We start from the raw sequence: 17,623 nt of genomic DNA on the forward strand, positions 1-17,623 counted from the left end.
AAAATGGTTGGGGAGAGAGGAAATTATCGAGAGAGGGCATTAATGAGCGGTCCCGCCCACCGCGACATTGCGGATGCGCAAGCTCGGACCTCCCACACCCACGGGCAAGCCATTTTGGCCCCCCTTGCCGCAGCCCCCCGATTCATCCCAGATAAAGTCGTCGCCAATCGCCTCGATATCCGCCAGCGTTTGAAACACGTTGCCCGACAGCGTGACATCCCGGACGGGTTCGGCCAGTTGACCGTTGCGAATCATGCGGGCTTCGCCCGCGCTGAAGGTAAATAGCTCGCCATTCGTACTGCCTCCCACCCAGTTGGCAGCATAGAGGCCGCGATCGATGCCGCGCCAGAGTTCGGCCACAGGGGTCTGGCCGCGATCGATCCAGGTGTTGGTCATGCGGACGATGGGGGCGTAGTGATAGTCGAGACAGCGGCTGTTGCCCGTGGGCGTCTCTGCTAAGACTCCGGCAGTTTCGCGCGAATGCAGGCGTCCGACTAAGCAACCCTCTCGGATCAGCTGAGTGGCGCTGGCAGGGGTGCCTTCGTCGTCGTAAGCGTAGCTACCTCGATGGCCGCTGGGGGCCGCCCCATCCCAGATTTGCAGGTTATCCGGGCCAAAGCGACGACCTAAGGTCATGACTTCGAGCAGGTCGGGGTTTTCGTAGATAGCATCGGCTTCTGATAAATGTCCGAAGGCTTCGTGAACGAACAGACCCGCGAGAATGGGGTCGATGACGACAGTGTAGGTGTCCCCTCGGACGGGGGGGAGAGTTAGGGCGGCGATCGCCCGATCGGCGGCACCTGCAACCTGTGGTTCCAATCCTTCTAAATCTTCAAACCCTTGGCGCGAGCCAGTGGTTTCCCGACCCGTTTGGACGATATCCCCCTGTCGGGCGGTGGCGAAAAACCGCATTTCCAGATCGGTCCAGGTCTGTTCGATACGGCTGCCTTCGGAGGTGGCGATCCACACCTGCTGGGTGCTGTCGCTGTAGCGCACTCCGGTGGAGGCGATCGCCTCTCCCCCTTGTTGCAGCAGGCGGTTGTAGCGATCGCATAACTGTTTTTTGCGAACTAGGGGGACGTGGCGGGGATCGGTGCCACTCAAGTGGAGGGGAAGGGTAGTTTTGTGGATGGGGATGGGCGCTAATTGAGAAGTCTCGTCTCCTACCCAGCGGGCGGCAGAAATGGCAGTATCGATCTGGCGATCGAGATCGTCGAGGTCATTGAAGCTGGCAAAGCCCCATCCCCCTTTGTGGCAGGCACGGACGTGACCGCCGACGACAAGGGTTTCGCACAAGGTTTCGAGGCGATCGTCTTTGATGGCAATATCGGTGCTGTCGGCACTTTCGAGCCGGATGAGTAAGAAGTCAACGCGATCGCGATGGCGGTTGACCCGATCGTCGAGTCGATTGAGCCCGTCGAGATAAGTGGTAAGGGATCTCATGGATTTAAGGGGCAATCCTCAGAAGTTTTTCCTACAATAGAACCGCTGAGCCTAAAGTTGCAGACAAGTCGAGAATAGATGAGAACCACACCTCGGGTAACAGCCCAGCAGGCGCAGGCAGTAGCCAATCATTTTTTGAGCGATCGCCTTCCAGATCGCTTTACTGCCGATCTGGCTCGACAGAGTGATGCAAAGGATGTCTGGCTTGTGCCCGTCATACTGGCTTATCCCTTCATCGGCTCTCTGGGAAAAGTGGGAGAGATTCTAGTTGGCACTAGTTCGGCAGAGATTGTATCCTATACTTCGACTGAAAAAATGAAGCAAGTAGGACAAAGCATTTACGAAGCACGGCAGGATAAAGCAGATCTCAAGTGGTGTATTCCGCGTTGATGCGCACGTAGTCGTAACTGAGATCGCAGCCCCAAGCAACACCACTCGCTTCCCCCCGATGTAAATCGACACCGATCGCCACTGGATCTCCTTTGAGATAGTCGGAAGCCGCAGCGCGATCGAAGGGGAGGGGTTTACCCGCTTGCATCAGTTGGAACTTGCCCAGAAAGATATCGAGAGCGCGATCGTCAAAAGGCACGCCAGCTCGACCTGCGGCCATCGCAATGCGACCCCAATTGGGATCGTTGCCATAGGCTGCGGCTTTGACGAGGGGAGAACTGGCGATCGTGCGAGCGATCTGGCGAGCACTGGCGACATCCTCAGCCCCCCGCACGCAGACCTCCAGCAGTTTTGTGGCTCCTTCGCCATCGCGGGCGATCGCCTTAGCCAAGTGAATGCAAACCGCCTCCAACATGCCTGCCAAACCTTCAGCCTCTGGTGCATCGGCAACAATCGGCAGACCTCCAGACTGGCCGTTGGCTAGCGCCAAGACCATATCGTTGGTGCTGGTATCGCAATCCACAGTGATTTGGTTAAAGCTGGCATCCACCGCCCCCGAGACCATCGTTTGCCAAGTCATGGGGTCTACCGCCGCATCGCAGGTGATAAAGGCCAACATCGTCGCCATATTGGGATGGATCATGCCCGAGCCTTTGGCCATGCCTCCCATGCGAATGACGCGATCGCCGAGCTGGGCTTCGAGGGCAACCGTCTTGTCGGTTAAGTCGGTGGTCAAAATCGCTTTGGCGGCGGTCGTTCCGCCGTCCAGATCTGCATCCGAGGCTACTCGGGCGGCTAGCGCTGGAATCGAGTGCTCCAGTTTAGTCAGATCGATCCGCTGGCCAATCACCCCAGTGGAAGCGGTAAATACCTGCATAGGCTCAACGCCGAGGGCTTGTGCCGCCAACTGGGCCATTTTGGCATTATCGCGATCGCCCTCTGCCCCCGTGCAAGCATTGGCCTGTCCCGCATTGCAAAGAATGGCCCGCACGGGCTTGCCGGCAGCCAGAATCGCCCGATCGTAGGTAACGCAAGCGGCTTTTACTGCATTTCGAGTCAAGGTACCGGCAGCGATCGCCTCCACCTCCGACACCACCAAGGCTAAATCCAGCCCCCCCGAAGGCTTCAGTCCGACTGCTGCCCCTGCCGCTCGAAACCCCCTCGGCGCAGTCACTCCCCCTGGAATCTCCGTCCACGACTGACCCACAGCCTTTCTCCCCCAACCCCTTGAAATAAAAACATCATAACTGCGGCTGTTCCCAGACTTCGAGCTTACCGATCGATCCACAGGCCCCACTGGAGGCGGATGCGCGCAATGTGAGTGAATGGAACAGCCGAATCTGACAGCGCGAGGTTGGCGGGAGGGTTGCAGTCGTACCGTCGCTTGACAGCCAGCGAAATGTTTAAATTGAGGAGCGCTCGGGAGGATGAACTGTTTGCCCTATCTGTTGCTAGTCATGTTGTTACAGATGGCGAATCTCGGATCGCAGCCGGTACTGGCTCAATCTGTGGAGGAATTGTCTCCCGAAAACTTGCCCTCCCTCTATTGGGCCTCCCAACGGTTCGGCCAAGGGGTGGTCGAGGAATGGAGGGTTCCGCCTCGCGGGCGACAGGTGCGGGTGCAGGTGTCTGAAGATTGGCAGCGCCTGCCTTACCTCGATCGCTATCGGTTGGTTCAAGGGTTGGGGGATGTGGCGGCGCGGGAGGGATATTTGCTGGTTCTGGAAGAGGAAGGCACAATTCGCGCCACCTACGGTTGCAGCCGCAGAGGGAATGGGAAAACTTGCCGGATGAACCTCACCCCCAGACTCAACTCTGTCAGAGATATTGAGTGACCACAGGCATTTAAGGTACAACAACGGCGATCGCCGATTGCTCCGGCACGGCTTCTCGAAAAGCACGATCCGCAGCGGCGATCGCGACAAATTCAGCAGTTTGACCGGGGTCGAGGGCGAGGTCGTGCCAGGGAATGGCTAGCTCCAAACACCGATCTAGCCCCATCTGCACCTTGTGAGCAATGTCGTGCCAACTGGAGTGCTCCCCCGCCTGCTGCAGTTGCACCCGACGCTCGGGCAGATGCACCCTTAAACCGTGGCGGAAGTGGTAGTTGAGGGGGGGGTGCTCGGGCAGATTGTCTAAGGGGATGGGACTGTTCAGAGTCGTTTGATTGGGGTAATACCAATACACCTGCAACTGCTCTGGCGGCTGTAAGACCGAGCTGAAATCAAACCGCAGGTAGAGCTGAAAGTGATCGTAACCGTACCAGAACTGGCGGACGAGGGTGCTGCGGTTCATGGTGCCGCTGGCACCGCTGATTTCCAGCCGTCCGGCACAGTCCCATTCCCGTTCCTCCGGCTGACCGTTAATGGTGGGATGAACAAAGCCTTCCGGCAGGCGATCGCCCCCTGCGGCATGGTCTTCGAGGGGGAAACTCAAGGCGGTGGGGGCTGGTTCCCCCAAGGCACGATACAGCGATGCCAGATGCTCCCGAAACAGTTCGTCAAAGTAGGCATCGTGCAGCGAAGAGTGACCGGCCCCAAACCACCAGAACCAGTCCGAGCCTTCTGCCGCCAGTAAAGCCTCCCAAGCGCGATCGTCGGCGCGGGGGTGATCCTCGATCGTTTCGCGGGCCTGAGCGAGCAACTCCCAGGCCCGGTTCTTAACCGGATCGCCAATCCAAGTGGTGAAATCTGACTCGATCCAGGAGCCGCTGTGCAATTGCTCCGCAGGTAACGTCTTAGTGGGAGAGAATCGATCGAGATATTCCGACACCGTGACCAGCTGAATGCGATCGCTGCCACTCAAGCGGGAATAGAGGGTTTCTAAAAACTCAGCGCCATCGCCAGGATAATGGCTCCAACAATTTTCGCCATCCAGAGCAACGGTCACCAGCCAAGGGCGATCGCCCCCCAAGCGCTCCCGCACCGACTCTAGGTGACCGACAAAATCCGCCACAGCCTCGCGAGCTGGCATCGAACTGTAACTAAAGCCAATCAGATCGGATAAGCGGCGATCGCGAAACACAATCGCTAACTCCCCCCAATCCCCCTGCAGGCGATAGGGCTGATAGAGGCGATCGGCTTCGTATACGTGACCGGCCTCATCCCGATGCCAGTGGGTGCCCAAACTCCAGCCCAACACCCCTTCATCCGAGGCAATCCACTCAAACCCTTCCGCCCGGATGTAAGGCAGGACAGCAGGGCTGACCGACTGTTCCGAGGGCCACAAGCCGCGCGGGTGGCAGTCGAAGCGCTCGCGATGAATCTGCTTACTCTTTTGTAAGTGCCGCGAAATATCCTTTTCCCAGCGAAACGGATAGCGGGGCAGGGGCAACCCCGGACGGGCCACCCGAGCAGCATGTTCGTTGGCCAACAGCGGCAAGATCGGGTGGGTATAGGGGGTGGTGGTCAACTCTAATTGACCGCTGGCCTGCATCTTGGCATGTTGCGGCACGATCCGAGCCAGCAGTTCTCGCTGTTTGGTATAGATGCGCTGGCGATCGCCCGCCGTAAATCCCCGCTGCTGCTTCAGCCAGCCCTCAATCTCGGGCTCGTCGTGGAAGAGCGGATCGAACCAAGCCAGATTGTGCCAAGCCAATAAATCGCTAAAGTCCTGCAGTTCCCAGTGGCGCAAACACCACTCTCTTCCCCGCTGCTCCCGCTGATGGAACAGTTCTCGATAGCGGTCGTAGGGCTCGATTTCGGTGGGATAGTTGGCGTCGAAGAAGCGATCGACAATAAACTCTCGCTGGGGACCGGACAGATGCTCCACCGGCATCAACATCAGTTCTAGATAGGGATCGAACGCCTGCCCGTCTACATAGTCTTGGATTTGCAGCAATAGGGAGGGTACTAAGTTGACCGTTTGATGCAGTTGAGGATAGCGCTCCATCCGCAACACCATATCTAAATAGTCTTTGGTGCCGTGCAGCCGCACCCACGGCAAACGATATTTACCGGCCACCGGACTTTTATAAAAGGGCTGATGTTGGTGCCAAATCAAGGCGACGTATAGCGGATGAGTCATAAGGATTGCAGGCAAGCTAGCGGTTAGACAGATTTCAGATAGATATGTCGATTGAAACAGGTCGAGTATTGGCGTGCAATGCGATCGCGACTGGCAGGCAGGCAAGCACGGCAGCGCGGAGCATCGATCTGGGTCATTGCTGAGCCAATGGCCTCTTGGCTGAATTCTATGCGATCTCCATCGGGATACCTGTTCAATTTTCAGGACCGTATCCGTGTTTCTAAGGACAAACGGCTGGTTCCAAAGTTAGAGGCGCTCGAAGGATACTGAGAAGATTCTCAGTGAAATCCTATCGTCAAACCAGATAACTCTCGGAAAGCCCGCGAGGCTACTCAGGCAGCCAGCCTAGAATAAGCCTGTGACAGTCATAATTCTGTCCGAACAATTGTCCGCCGGCCATCTGCGATGGCTTTTGAGTTGAGTGTTGCAATGGTGAAGTTGCCAAAATTTTGCTCGTCTTTACAATGTCAGCTCATGAGTATCTCCATGGCGGCAACCGTGGCCGTGATGGGCTCTGCAGGTGGCATTACCGCTTGGACCATGCATCGCCAAATCTTTGCTGGCGCAAAAATACAACAGCAAAACGAGCTCTCGCGAGCTTTCCAGGATGCCAACACTTACCAAGAAATGATGCCTCCTGAGAAGTCTTTGCAGCGAGTGGTTGAGAAATATAGTGACAGTAATACCTGGCTGCAGGTCGAGAGTGAAAGCGGAGAGGTGCTCTTTCAATCCATCCCCCTCGCCGGAAACGGGCCAATGGCCGACACCGGCCCCAGCGAGCCGCACCTAATTCATATGGATGGAGAATATTGGATTGCCTGCAGCAAGTGGCTGGACTTGCAAGATGGCTCCCGCGTGTTGATTAGTATGATCGACGACGTGACGCTGTCCTACCACGCCTATTGGGGATTTATTCGGGCGCTGGCGCTGACGGGAGGGGGTGCGGTTGCGATTGTGACGGCGATCGGGGTGACTCTGATTCGGCGATCGCTCAGGCCGCTCAATACCCTCAGCCAAATGGCAGAACAAGTGTCACTCGACCAGTTAGAAGATGCCCGTTTGAGCATGGATCGCGCTCCGGCTGAAGTGGAGCAATTGGTTTTGGCCTTTAACACCATGATCGATCGCCTCTCCGATTCTTGGGAAATGGAACAGCAGCTCTTGGGGGATATCTCCCACGAACTGCGCACCCCGCTGGCGATCGTGCAGGGCTATCTGGAAAGTACGCTGAGGCGCGGCCACAATCTCACTGACATTCAGCGGGAATCGTTGGATACAGCAGTGGAAGAAATTCAGCGGACGGTGCGGCTACTTAAAGAAATGATGGATTTAGCCCGTGTAGAGGTGGGTGGCGCTCACCTGCGGCTGGAAGCAATTGAGATGGGCGAGTTTGCCAGCGATGTCGAAATGCTAGCCCATCAAATTGTCTCCAATCCGTTCGAGCTGGATGTGCCCGAGGCGCCCGTGTGGGCGCAAGCCGATCGCGATCGACTCAAGCAGGTGCTGTTCAACTTGATCGCCAATGCTAGCCGCTATTCTGCCTGCGACAGTCCCATCACGCTGCGAGTCAAGGCAAGCTCTACAGAGATTCTGCTCGAAGTGCAGGATCGGGGCATTGGCATCGCCCCCGAGCAGCAAACTCGCATCTTCGATCGATTCTTTCGTGCCGATGATTCCCGCTGCCGCGAGCGAGGTGGCGTTGGCTTGGGCCTGTCGATCGCCAGTGCCTTAATGGAACAGATGCGTGGCTCGATCTCAGTCGATTCGAAGCTGGATGAAGGCAGCATTTTTACCTTGCACCTCCCTAGGACATTAAGCGTCCCAAAGCTTCACCCCGACACGAGTAGCGCAGGTGGCACAACCCGCAAACCCCAACCAGTTCTGTCCGGCAGCCGCTAATCTCAACGCTAAAACTGCCGACCTAATGTCACAGACTTCGGACATTTGCCGAGCCAAATCTTTCTAAAGCTAAATTTTTTTGAATCTTTATCGCCGCACCCATTTGGCTGCTCGCTCGGGCAAACTAGTGCAATGGCACACTTTAATAGATAAATTCTCTCGATAAGGTACTGCCGATCGCAACAGAGTAGTAATAGTTTGGAAAACTTGGCTGGTCAATAGCGTTCGGAAAAACTGCAAGCGTTAAAACCGCATACGTTTCGCCAGACAAGGCATAGGTTAACGAGAATAGTTAAGTTTGCTTGGACTTCGTAGGCAAGTGAGACAATTAAGTTCGACTACTGCTGCTCCAACTTTAAGACCACTGAAACCTTCTATGGGCTCATCATCGAGATACTGGAGGTTCGTGCGGATTGATGCTGCTGGCGCGCGTAAAGTTGAAACCCTCACTCCCGCGAAGACCTTCTTCCTGCAGCAATTTGCCGATCCTACCCGCCAGCTCAACGTCGCCGACGCAGAAGTGCAGCACCAGCTTGTAGAGTGGGTGCGCTCTGCCGATTCGGGTAGCGAGCTATCGGAGGCAGATCTCGGTCGCCGCGAGTTCGCCGAGATCTGCCTGCGCTGCTTTATCTCGAATGTGATCGAGCAAGTGTGCGTGCAGCTTGAATCGCAATTCGGCACCAAGCACGGATTTTCCCGTTACGACCTGTTCCCGTTCGTTCTAGACGAAGGCAACCCGCTGAAGCGATCGCGCCAGTCCCGCAGTGGAACCTATCGCTCGTCGATCGGCGAGATTTTGCAAACCTTCGATCCCAGCCGTGGGGGCCTAGCGACCTGGACGGTGCGACTGGTGCGCCGCAATCGCTCTCTCAACGCCTATCTACTAGAATGTGGCGTTTATTTGATCAGTGACTGGGCCATCTTGAACGACACCAGCCTGCCACAGGCTCGTCGCATTCTGTCGGAGTTTCACACCCTCACAGCGGTGGAGATTCGCGATGCCTGCCAGCTTTTGGAGAGCTATCACGCCGTCTACCGACGCGATCGCCTCGAACAGCGACGCACTGGCTCGGCGGGACGCTGCCAGCAGCCCAGCAACGCTCAGTTAGCAGAGATGGCCCGCTACGCGATCGGGCCAGGAGCACTCGGTCGAGCTGTCGAGCCCGAACGAGCGATCGCCTTACCTGCAAAGGTCGAGACCGATCCCGAGCGCCTGCTGAGTCAACTGCAACGACTGGCAGAGCGGTTGCGTCAGTACCGCATTTACGTGCGGGGTGGACCGGCCCCCGTCGAATCGCTCGATCGCGACTCCAGCCACAGCGGCAGGAGTGCGTTACAAGTGGCTGCTCCAGATGAGGACCTGCCGGAGCGAGAAGATCGGAATGAGTTTCTGACCTACTACCGGGCTCAGTTCTCGCGGTGTTTGGATCGTGCCATCTCCGACACGGTCGAACGCTGGGTGACCCAGTTACAGCGCAAGAAAACCCCCAAGCACCAACCCTTCTTGCTCGGTCTATCGCTGTTTCACTGTCAGGGGATGTCGATGGGAGACATTGCCCCCCATGTGGGACTGCGAGCTCAATATCAAGTGTCGCGCTTACTCAAGCTGAAAGAATTGCGAGCCGATATTCGCCAAGCGCTGCTGCTCGAGTTACGCAACTGCATTCTCCAAAAACTGGAGAGCTATAAGGAGTTAGAGCAACTTCAAGAGTGGGATCGCAAGCTCGATGCAGCACTGTCGGAACAAATCGACGAGATGCTGCAAGAAGCAGCCGCTGAAGCCAGCGTGGCCCAACATTCTCCCGCCCGCAGCCTTTATGCCCGCAGGCTTTGTCAGTACTTAGACTCCCGGGGTGCCGAATGATGATCTATGACGCAACTGTGACTAACTTGATTCCCGACTTTGAAACCATGCCCCTCGGGGGGATATCCCTCTCGGAATTCCGCCTGCAGCAAGCGAGTCAGTTAGGCCAATCGGCCCTTCAGAATGCGCAGCAATGGTCGGCCTACCTTCAGGCACTGGCTGTTTTTGGGGTAGAAGAGTGGCTGGCCGAGCGCGGTTCGATCGCTCGCTACGATCGCTGTACCACTCTGCAACCGTCCTACGCCAGTTTCCTCTCGACGGCTTGCAACGTGCAGGTGGGTGAATTCAAGCTCTGTTTGATTCCCAGCGGTAGTTTGACGGACGAGTGGGTGAGCCTGTCGCGGGCAGCCGTAGAGTTAGCAGAGTTTGCCGCTCATTTCTACGTCATGGTTGACGTGCGAGAAGAAAACCTCTGGGTCAATGTCAAAGGCTGCGTTTCACGCGATCGCCTCTTGGAACGCTTACAGGCGCAGCAACTGCAACCGCAGGTGGATTGGACCTACGACTGTCCGGTTGCATGGTTCGATAGCACGCCCGAAGACTTAGTATTGTGGCTGCAAGCGGCTTCCTCCAGCGCTGTCGATTTACCTGAGGTGGCTACTCCGTCGGTTACACAGCAGTTGCGCAATCGGCTAATTGAATTGCAGCCTTCTTTGGGATCGGCCCCCCTCTGGCAGGTGTTGAGCTGGGACGAGATGGCTGCCGTACTGGCAAATGCCGATTGGTCTAGCTGGCTGTACAGCACCCTCAGTGCGGCCCGCGATCGCGCATTACAACCGGAGACACCAGCCTCGATCGCAGAACTAGAGGACTCGACAGAGAGAGAGGGACAAACCTCCAGCTCCAGTCGACCTGCGGTCTCGGATCGAGCCATCAATGTCGGGCTGTGGCTGCAGGATAAGATGGATGCGGTCGCCCGAGAATTCGCTTGGGTATTGATGCCGCCGATGGAGAGCCAAATGCGTCTGGCTAGTGGGATGCGCACCACCGGAGAAGATGTCGATACCATCATTGGCGAATTAGAGCGGGAAGGGCTCGAAATTCCACCCCACGCTCGCGGCGCTTATCGCGACCTGCAATGGGCCGATACCTGTTTGAGGCTGTACGCGATCACTTGGCCCCATCTATCGTCTGCAAATGTACCGGAGTGGACGCTCTTAGTGGTGCTCGGACCTCAGACGGGTCGTTCGCTGCCGCCCTCCGCCCGCCTGTTGGTGCGCGATTCCGCCCAATTGTTGGTGGAGCAAACCACCACCCCCGATCGCAAAGACACCTATCTCTACGCCCGCGTTGTCGGCACTTGGGAAGAAAAATTCTGGGTGACCGTCGATCTCGATCTCAGTGCCCCCGGTTCTTCCATCTATCTTCCGCCCTTTCAGTTTCATCCCGGCTCCACACAATTATGACCGTCCCGTTTGTTGCTTACCGACTGAAAGTGCAGCAGGTGGAGCGTGCCTGTCTCTTTCAGCTCTCTTGGGGGGTCAGCCAGCAACTGTCAGCGGCATTGCCTTACCCTCCAAAGCTAGCAGAAGCCTACGAGCACTGGCGACGGACCTATCTCAATTTCTACGGTCAGTCCGCGATCGACAGGCCGCTCTCGCCGCCCAGCTCTAAACCCCCAATCTCTGGCGTTTCACCGAACTCGCTGCCCGTCCCTCCGCCACTAGTTCCCCCTCCACCCGATCCGCCGCCCGAACCCCCCGATGCCCTGCGGGGCCGCGTTGTGGAAACTGGCAGCATGACCCCCGCTGCCAACGATTTACACGCTCGACTGGCCAAAGCTGAAGCCACACTACTCCATCAATTTCATCGCTGGTTGCGCAGTTCGGAACTCTACGAAATTCGCTCGGAGATTGCTCGCGCCGCCTTGCGTGTCAATCGGGGTTTTGCCTTTGCTGACGAGGAACCCAGAGTCGATGTGTTTCTCACCTGTACTCCCTTCGAACTAGAACGCTTGCCCTGGGAAGCTTGGGAAATTGGCGAAGAATTTGCGGCAGCAAATAATATCCGCATTGCTCGCTACCCCGCGAACGTGCGGGAAGAACCGACTCAGCTCCCCCAACGGCGACACAATCGCATGCGGGTACTGGCGATTTTGGGGGACGATACCGGACTGGATTTCAAAGCCGATCGAGAAGCGGTGGAGCGGCTCGCTCCGGTTGCCGATGTGGAATTTATTGGCTACCAGCCGGAGCAGTCGGTGACAGAGCTCAAGCAGCAGATTGCTGAGGCTTTGGACGACGATCGCGGCTGGGACATCTTGTTTTTTGCCGGACACAGTAACGAAACGGAAGTGACGGGGGGAGAACTGGCGATCGCGCCTGGGGCGGCCCTCTCCATTCGCGAACTCACTCCCCATCTGAAACGGGCTCGCCAGCAGGGACTCCAGTTTGCCATGTTCAATTCCTGCAGCGGTCTCAGCATTGCCAATGCCTCGATCGACTTGGGCTTGAGTCAAGTGGCGATCGTGCGAGAGCCGATTCACAATCAGGTGGCTCAAGAGTTTTTGGTGCGGTTATTGCAAAATCTGGCAGACGGCCAAGATTCCCACGATGCCCTGCGCTCGGCCAGCAAATTTTTAAAGTCAGAAAAAAGTCTGACCTATCCTTCCTCCTACCTAATTCCGTCAATCTTTCGCCATCCCAATACCGAGCTGTTTCGCATCGAGCGGCGGTCTTGGCGGCAGCGATTGCAGCAGGTATTGCCCAATCGGGCTCAGGCGATCGCCTTAGGAGCATTATCCCTGCTCAGTCTCTTGCCGGGGGTGCAAAATGCTCTATTGGAAGGTCGCACCTTCGGGCAGGCGATTTATCGAGATCTCACCGGTCAGCTACCCGAGACTGGAGAGCCGCCGGTTTTATTGGTGCAAATCGATCGCGAGTCGATCTTTCGCGAGGGCATCCCCGATCCCACGCCAATGGATCGGGGGTATTTAGCCAAGTTGGTGCGTGCCTTAAGCGAGCGATCGGCTGTAACAGTCGGGATTGACTACCTGCTCGATCGCCAGCAACCCGATACCGATCCCGTGTTTGCAGCAGCGGTCGAAACAGCGATAGAAAAGTGCAGCATGTGGATGGTTTTAGCCTCCATCAGCGATCGATACCCTGCTGTGGAAGCTGCCGATATTGCCCCTTTGGAATGGACGTTGCGGGGGAATATCAATGGCAGTCATACGCATCTCAAATTGCCGCCACTACAGGGATATGACGGGCAAAACCTGCCATTTGGCTATCTGCTGGCGTTGGTTTGGGCGATCGAGGAGGAGCCCCTCGGAGCCGATCGGGTAGAGCCAGATTTAACCAGTGAGATGCTGTTGCAGGTGCAGCTCCTATCGACAGCATCGGCGATCGACGCGCCCGAGAGTCCCGTCAGCCATCTCAAGCGATTGCGATCTTCCCCAATTACCGAGGGGTCTACCTATTTCGGGCAGCGCTGGCTGCATCCCATTATTGATTTTTCGATTCCCCCCGATCGCGTCTACGAGCGCATGCCCGCTTGGCAACTTTTAGAAGGGCCTGCCCAACTTGCTGGCGATGGAGCAACCGATCGCCAGCAAATTGCGATTGTTGCTCCTGGCGGATACGAAGAGGCAGGCATTGGTAAGGCTGACTATTTCCCCCTGCCTGCTGCCATGAGCTACTGGCGGGAGAAGGGGGCTGCAGGAGAGATCGAGTTTGAGGGGATAGGGCTCGAAAACGCTGCTGTTTATACCGGTGCCGAAGTTCACGCTTACAATATTCATCACTTTCTCAACCGCCATTTAGTCACTCCGGTACCAGATTTATGGTTGGTAGCACTATCGGCGGTGGGGGGTAAAACGATCGCGGTTTGGATGGAGAAGCAACAACGCCAATCCCCCACGCGGTGGCTGGCTGTGAAGCTGCTGGCGATCGGGACGGGTCTGTACGCGCTGATTAGCGTACAACTCTATATTTCTTCGACTGTGCTGCTGCCGGTGGTTTTGCCTGCGACAACGCTATGGACCTATGTATTGCTGTCTTGGAGGAGAACGAGTCGTGATTAATCTACACAGACAGAGATCGATCGGTTGGGCGATCGCCGCCTCGATTGTTTTGACTGGGGGAGGATTGTATCGAGCCGTCTGGGCTCAAACCAATACCGCTGTATCAGTGCCGACAGCCACAGAGGCTGCTGGCCGTGCTGGCGATGTCTCGACCCGCGCTCGCACTTCCCCGTTGATTGCTGCTCTGAACACCTTGCGCAATAAATTGAGACAGGAGGAACGGCCTTTGGGCTCCCGCGCCTTGGCCTGTCCTTATACGCCGGGGTTGTTGGGGGAGGATGACAGCATTTGGAGCGATTTACCGGTTTTTATGTGGTATGCCTCGGTGCAGCAGGTGATGCTGTACGACTACGAAACGAATGAGTTGCTGTGGCAGCAGAGGGTGGAGGAGGGCGATCGCCGCGTTGACTACACTGGCGATCGACTGCAGCCCGGTCGCATCTATCGCTGGAAGTTAACTCATCCCGATACGGCGGATTTTGAAGGTACGTTTGCGGTTTTGCCTGCAGAAGAGCGCGCTCGCATTGCGATCGAGTTAGAGCAATTGAAAGCGGAACTGGTTGGGGGGGGAGCGAATGATAGCGATCTTGCGGTAGCGCGGGCTAACTATTTTGGGGCGCGCCAGCTCTGGTCGGATGCCCTGAGCGAACTCCACGCGATCGGCGATGCTGACATGGAAGTGGCGGCGGCGGCGGAAGAAATGGCGAATTATCTCTGCAATCCGGGGGGATTGCAGGCGGATGGCGAGGGTGGCCATTCCGAGGACAATAGCTAGCTAGGGCTGAGGCAGGTAGAAGGGGCAGCGCTGGTCACCACCTGACTGGAGACTTCAATCGGGTTTGCGGTCAGAACCACTTGCCCTGCCGCGTTAACGTACCATCCTTGAGCTTCGACGATGCGCTGTCTGGGTTCGGTTTGACGGATGGATTGATTCGGCGGTGGTGTTGAAAGGGTCGAGGTGCTGGCAAGGTTGTCGGGGCGGGTAACCCATTGACGTTCTATCAGGGCTTCGCCGGTCAGGGGTTCGTTGGGATCGGGGGATAATCCGCCTCGTCCTGCCAAGATGAATTGGCTTTGTTCGTCGTCGGGACTGCCAAAGTTGCAGGTGGAGCCAATCAAGTTGGAGAGATCGCTGAATTGGACTTGGCGTTCTTCTAGACCTCGTGCGGGATCGGTGTCGAGCACGTCGATGATGATGTCTCCATCGACGCCAAGTTCCGAACTGGCACTGATGTTGTTGGCTTCTGCGGGGTCGGGACCGAGGGTAAAGCCCAAGACTGAGAAGGCGGTGAGGGTAATGTTGCCCCCATCCCCTTCAAAGGCATTGGCAATAATGTTGACATCTTCGCCGGGGATACCGACGATAAAGTCTGCTTCGATGTCGATATCGCCGCCGTTACCGTCGTTTCCAGCTTCAGTCGTAATGTTGCTATTGCGGCGCAGCAGGAGTAGGTCGTGAATGTTGAAGCTCAGATCTCCTCCTTCTCCGCTGGCGGTGGCTGCCGAGATCGAAGATCCGGTATCTAGGGTTAGGTCGCCAGATACGATATGCAGTGCGCCTGCGTCTCCATCGCCCAGACTATCCACCGCAATGGAGGCTTGTTCGAATAGAGAGGTGTCTTCGGATTTGATAGATATACTGCCTCCCGAACCGGTAGAACCAGCGGTGGTATTGGCAAAGATGCCGCTGGGGTTGCCTGCTGGGTCTGTGCCTCTGACGAGCAGATCTTCTTTGACGTGAATGCTAATATCGCCTGCGTCGCCTGCTGCCGATGTGCTGGTTTCAATGGTGCTGCCTCCTAAGAGAGCCAGTCTGTTACCGGTGAGGTTAATATCGCCTGCGTTGCTTGCTCCTGCGGTAGAGGCTGCGACGGTACTGTCTCCGGTTAGGCGGGTATTGGCAACGTCGATGTCGATGCTTCCTCCCAAGCCGCCGTTTTCTGATGTCGAACTGGTGATGGTGGAGCGATCGTTCAAGCGCAGCAGGTTGCCGTGCAGGTCAATTGTTCCGGCGTTTCCCGGCCCGGTGGTTTCTGCGGTAATGGTGCCATTCGTTAAGTCAATTCTGTCTACAGCTAGTGAGATATTTCCACCTTCTCCAGTACCAGTCTGAGTTTCACTAGAAATAACAGAATTTTCGGATAGAGACAGAGCATTTCCAGTAATGGATATTTCTCCAGCATCTCCAATGCCCGTTCCAGAGGTCCGTTGTGTGCTAATTTCACTGCCACCGCTCAAGCTGACATGATTTACCGAAATTTCAATATTTCCTGGCGTAATAGCATCGCCAGCTGTTTGACTAGAGATACTCGCTCCTTCTGTCAAGTTCAAACTTTTACCAAAGATCGAAATAGCTCCAGCCTGTTGAGCATTACCGATGGAGCTGGTATCAATATCAATGCCAGATAGAGTAACCTCTCTAGCTTGAATCGAGATTTCACCAGCACTTGTACCTACTCCAGCGGCATTGGCAGATATTGTCACGCCATCTGTAATGATAATAGAGCCTGTTTCTAAAGATGTTTCAAAAGAAATTTCACCACTATTACCTCCTCCAGAGCTATCAGCAGAAATGATTACGTTACCTTGCAAGAAAATCTCGTTACCAGCATAAAAGGAGATGCTTCCAGCATCATCCGTATCACTAGCTATTGATGAAATATTAGTTTCAAGTCCTTGAGGAGAATCAATTATTGAAATTGAGTCGCGTGCATTCAGGTCGATATTACCTTCACTACTTTCACCTTGTGTGATTTGCACATCCATTACGTCAATAGAACCTCCAAAAACCACAACATCTCCTCCGAAGAACTCAGAAATATTAGAATTTAGCAACGAGATATTTCCGCCATCGAGAACATTTTCAAATTGTGCAAACGGAGCAGTACCATAGTTGTTATCGCCAAACTGGCTTTGAAGTTCTACTCTTCCTCCTCCAGTTCCTATTGCTCCAAAGGCAATTTGTCCAGGAGCTTCAGAAGCAGAAGGACTAAGTGGTAGACGACTTATCAAAAGATTATTGTTTATATTAACCTCTCCACCAATTAGCAGCAAACTGGAATCTGGATTTACAATCAATAAATTATTTTCAACATTGATCGAGCCTAGCTGAGGGCTCATACTTCCTACTTGAGGTAGCTGATTAAATATTAGTGCTGTCGGATTAATTGCTAGCATTGGTGCTGGTTCGCTAGAGTCCAAAGCACTAAAGACCCCTTGAGAGCCAAACTCAATTGCTGAGGCTGTAGTACCAACAAAAGCCCCTTGAACATTAAGCAAAGCATTAGGGCCAAATGAAATTCCGTTTGGATTAATTAAAAATAGATTAGCTGGTTGAGGACCTATGGTTGAGATAGATCCATCAATATTTGAGACGCTGTTGCCCGTTACACGACTAATAATATTTTGGATGTTATTCATTATTCCAGCAGGAAGACTCGTGTCAAATACAACTGCCTCTCCAGTAGGCACTGAAAAATCTGTAAAGCTGTGGAATTGATTGATACCTATGACCGTATTGCCAGTAACTAAGCAACCTCCGACACAATTGCCTGCCATATTATCATCAACGTTTGTATAAGTTGAACCATCTGCCACGGGTTGTGATTGAGAAACCCTTGCTATGAAAATCATCGTGAGGGTTAAGCCAATACTGCGTGTAACCACACGCCAAAGAGAAAATCTCATAACAAGGTAGCCTCTGCAACTTCAATCACAAGAAGAGTTTTAATACCCTCCCTATTAACACGCTCAGCTCAAGCAGATAAATACAGCTAACCCAAAGGGAATTAGTTGAGCTTTCTGTAGGAAGGCTAAAATTTAGTCCAGACTTCAATACATATTGAAGTCATTATACTACACTAAGATTTAATTTCTTGAAATTTTTTCACTTTAATAAAACGTAACACAAACTATGTGTATTCAGAAAAATGTAGCGTTAAAAATAGGGCCAAAGCACTTGCGGAGTAGTGGTTTCA

Annotated in this window: 11 protein-coding genes; 7 read left to right on the forward strand and 4 right to left on the reverse strand. The window is 54.9% G+C overall.

What is annotated here, in order from left to right:
- Positions 1-39 precede the first annotated feature (39 nt).
- Positions 40-1,443, reverse strand: coding sequence for a TldD/PmbA family protein (locus SYN7336_RS20560; RefSeq protein ID WP_017327827.1), 1,404 nt, complete (start codon positions 1,441-1,443; stop codon positions 40-42).
- Positions 1,444-1,521: 78 nt separating this feature from the next.
- On the opposite strand from SYN7336_RS20560, the gene SYN7336_RS20565 reads away from it, so the two are divergent.
- Positions 1,522-1,833 carry a hypothetical protein gene (locus tag SYN7336_RS20565; RefSeq protein WP_017327828.1) on the forward strand — a complete coding sequence of 104 codons (312 nt, stop codon included), beginning with the start codon at positions 1,522-1,524 and terminating at the stop codon, positions 1,831-1,833.
- On the opposite strand, the gene argJ is transcribed toward SYN7336_RS20565, so the two are convergent.
- The gene (gene argJ, locus SYN7336_RS20570) at positions 1,811-3,040 is read right to left on the reverse strand and encodes a bifunctional glutamate N-acetyltransferase/amino-acid acetyltransferase ArgJ (protein WP_026101189.1); all 1,230 of its coding nucleotides are present in this window, start codon (positions 3,038-3,040) and stop codon (positions 1,811-1,813) included. The two genes, SYN7336_RS20565 and argJ, sit on opposite strands and share 23 nt — an antisense overlap.
- 220 nt (positions 3,041-3,260) lie before the next feature.
- On the opposite strand from argJ, the gene SYN7336_RS20575 reads away from it, so the two are divergent.
- A complete protein-coding gene (locus tag SYN7336_RS20575) occupies positions 3,261-3,668 on the forward strand; it encodes a hypothetical protein (RefSeq protein WP_017327830.1) in 408 nt (135 codons plus the stop codon).
- A 10-nt stretch (positions 3,669-3,678) separates the two neighbouring features.
- Here the strand turns inward: SYN7336_RS20575 and SYN7336_RS20580 are convergent, their stop codons facing one another.
- Complete coding sequence (locus tag SYN7336_RS20580; RefSeq protein WP_017327831.1) at positions 3,679-5,859, reverse strand: hypothetical protein; 2,181 nt, start codon at positions 5,857-5,859, stop codon at positions 3,679-3,681.
- Positions 5,860-6,345: 486 nt separating this feature from the next.
- Here SYN7336_RS20580 and SYN7336_RS27060 point away from each other — a divergent pair, with 486 nt between their 5' ends.
- The 5 genes from SYN7336_RS27060 (at position 6,346) to SYN7336_RS20610 (ending at position 14,421) form a co-directional block, all read left to right on the forward strand.
- Positions 6,346-7,758, forward strand: coding sequence for a cell wall metabolism sensor histidine kinase WalK (locus SYN7336_RS27060; protein WP_051039855.1), 1,413 nt, complete (start codon positions 6,346-6,348; stop codon positions 7,756-7,758).
- 406 nt (positions 7,759-8,164) lie between these two features.
- A complete protein-coding gene (locus tag SYN7336_RS20595) occupies positions 8,165-9,622 on the forward strand; it encodes a hypothetical protein (protein ID WP_017327834.1) in 1,458 nt (485 codons plus the stop codon).
- The gene (locus SYN7336_RS20600) at positions 9,619-11,028 is read left to right on the forward strand and encodes a DUF1822 family protein (protein ID WP_038026146.1); all 1,410 of its coding nucleotides are present in this window, start codon (positions 9,619-9,621) and stop codon (positions 11,026-11,028) included. The genes SYN7336_RS20595 and SYN7336_RS20600 overlap by 4 nt, the downstream gene beginning before the upstream one ends.
- Positions 11,025-13,646 carry a CHASE2 domain-containing protein gene (locus SYN7336_RS20605; protein ID WP_017327836.1) on the forward strand — a complete coding sequence of 874 codons (2,622 nt, stop codon included), beginning with the start codon at positions 11,025-11,027 and terminating at the stop codon, positions 13,644-13,646. The genes SYN7336_RS20600 and SYN7336_RS20605 overlap by 4 nt, the downstream gene beginning before the upstream one ends.
- Positions 13,639-14,421, forward strand: a complete 783-nt coding sequence (locus tag SYN7336_RS20610; RefSeq protein WP_017327837.1) for a hypothetical protein — start codon at positions 13,639-13,641, stop codon at positions 14,419-14,421. The genes SYN7336_RS20605 and SYN7336_RS20610 overlap by 8 nt, the downstream gene beginning before the upstream one ends.
- Here the strand turns inward: SYN7336_RS20610 and SYN7336_RS20615 are convergent.
- On the reverse strand, positions 14,418-17,243 hold the full coding sequence (locus SYN7336_RS20615) for a filamentous hemagglutinin N-terminal domain-containing protein (protein ID WP_162139130.1): 2,826 nt from the start codon (positions 17,241-17,243) through the stop codon (positions 14,418-14,420). The genes SYN7336_RS20610 and SYN7336_RS20615 overlap by 4 nt on opposite strands.
- Between the last annotated feature and the right edge of the window lie 380 nt (positions 17,244-17,623).

This window comes from Synechococcus sp. PCC 7336, from assembly GCF_000332275.1.
Taxonomy (GTDB): Bacteria; Cyanobacteriota; Cyanobacteriia; order Thermostichales; family PCC-7336; genus PCC-7336.

Coding starts and splice junctions, on each gene's coding strand:
- SYN7336_RS20560 (WP_017327827.1), bottom strand. CDS start 1,443: ATGAGATCCCTTACCACTTATCTCGACGGGCTCAATCGACTCGACGAT.
- SYN7336_RS20565 (WP_017327828.1), top strand. CDS start 1,522: ATGAGAACCACACCTCGGGTAACAGCCCAGCAGGCGCAGGCAGTAGCC.
- SYN7336_RS20575 (WP_017327830.1), top strand. CDS start 3,261: ATGAACTGTTTGCCCTATCTGTTGCTAGTCATGTTGTTACAGATGGCG.
- SYN7336_RS20580 (WP_017327831.1), bottom strand. CDS start 5,859: ATGACTCATCCGCTATACGTCGCCTTGATTTGGCACCAACATCAGCCC.
- SYN7336_RS27060 (WP_051039855.1), top strand. CDS start 6,346: ATGGCGGCAACCGTGGCCGTGATGGGCTCTGCAGGTGGCATTACCGCT.
- SYN7336_RS20600 (WP_038026146.1), top strand. CDS start 9,619: ATGATGATCTATGACGCAACTGTGACTAACTTGATTCCCGACTTTGAA.
- SYN7336_RS20605 (WP_017327836.1), top strand. CDS start 11,025: ATGACCGTCCCGTTTGTTGCTTACCGACTGAAAGTGCAGCAGGTGGAG.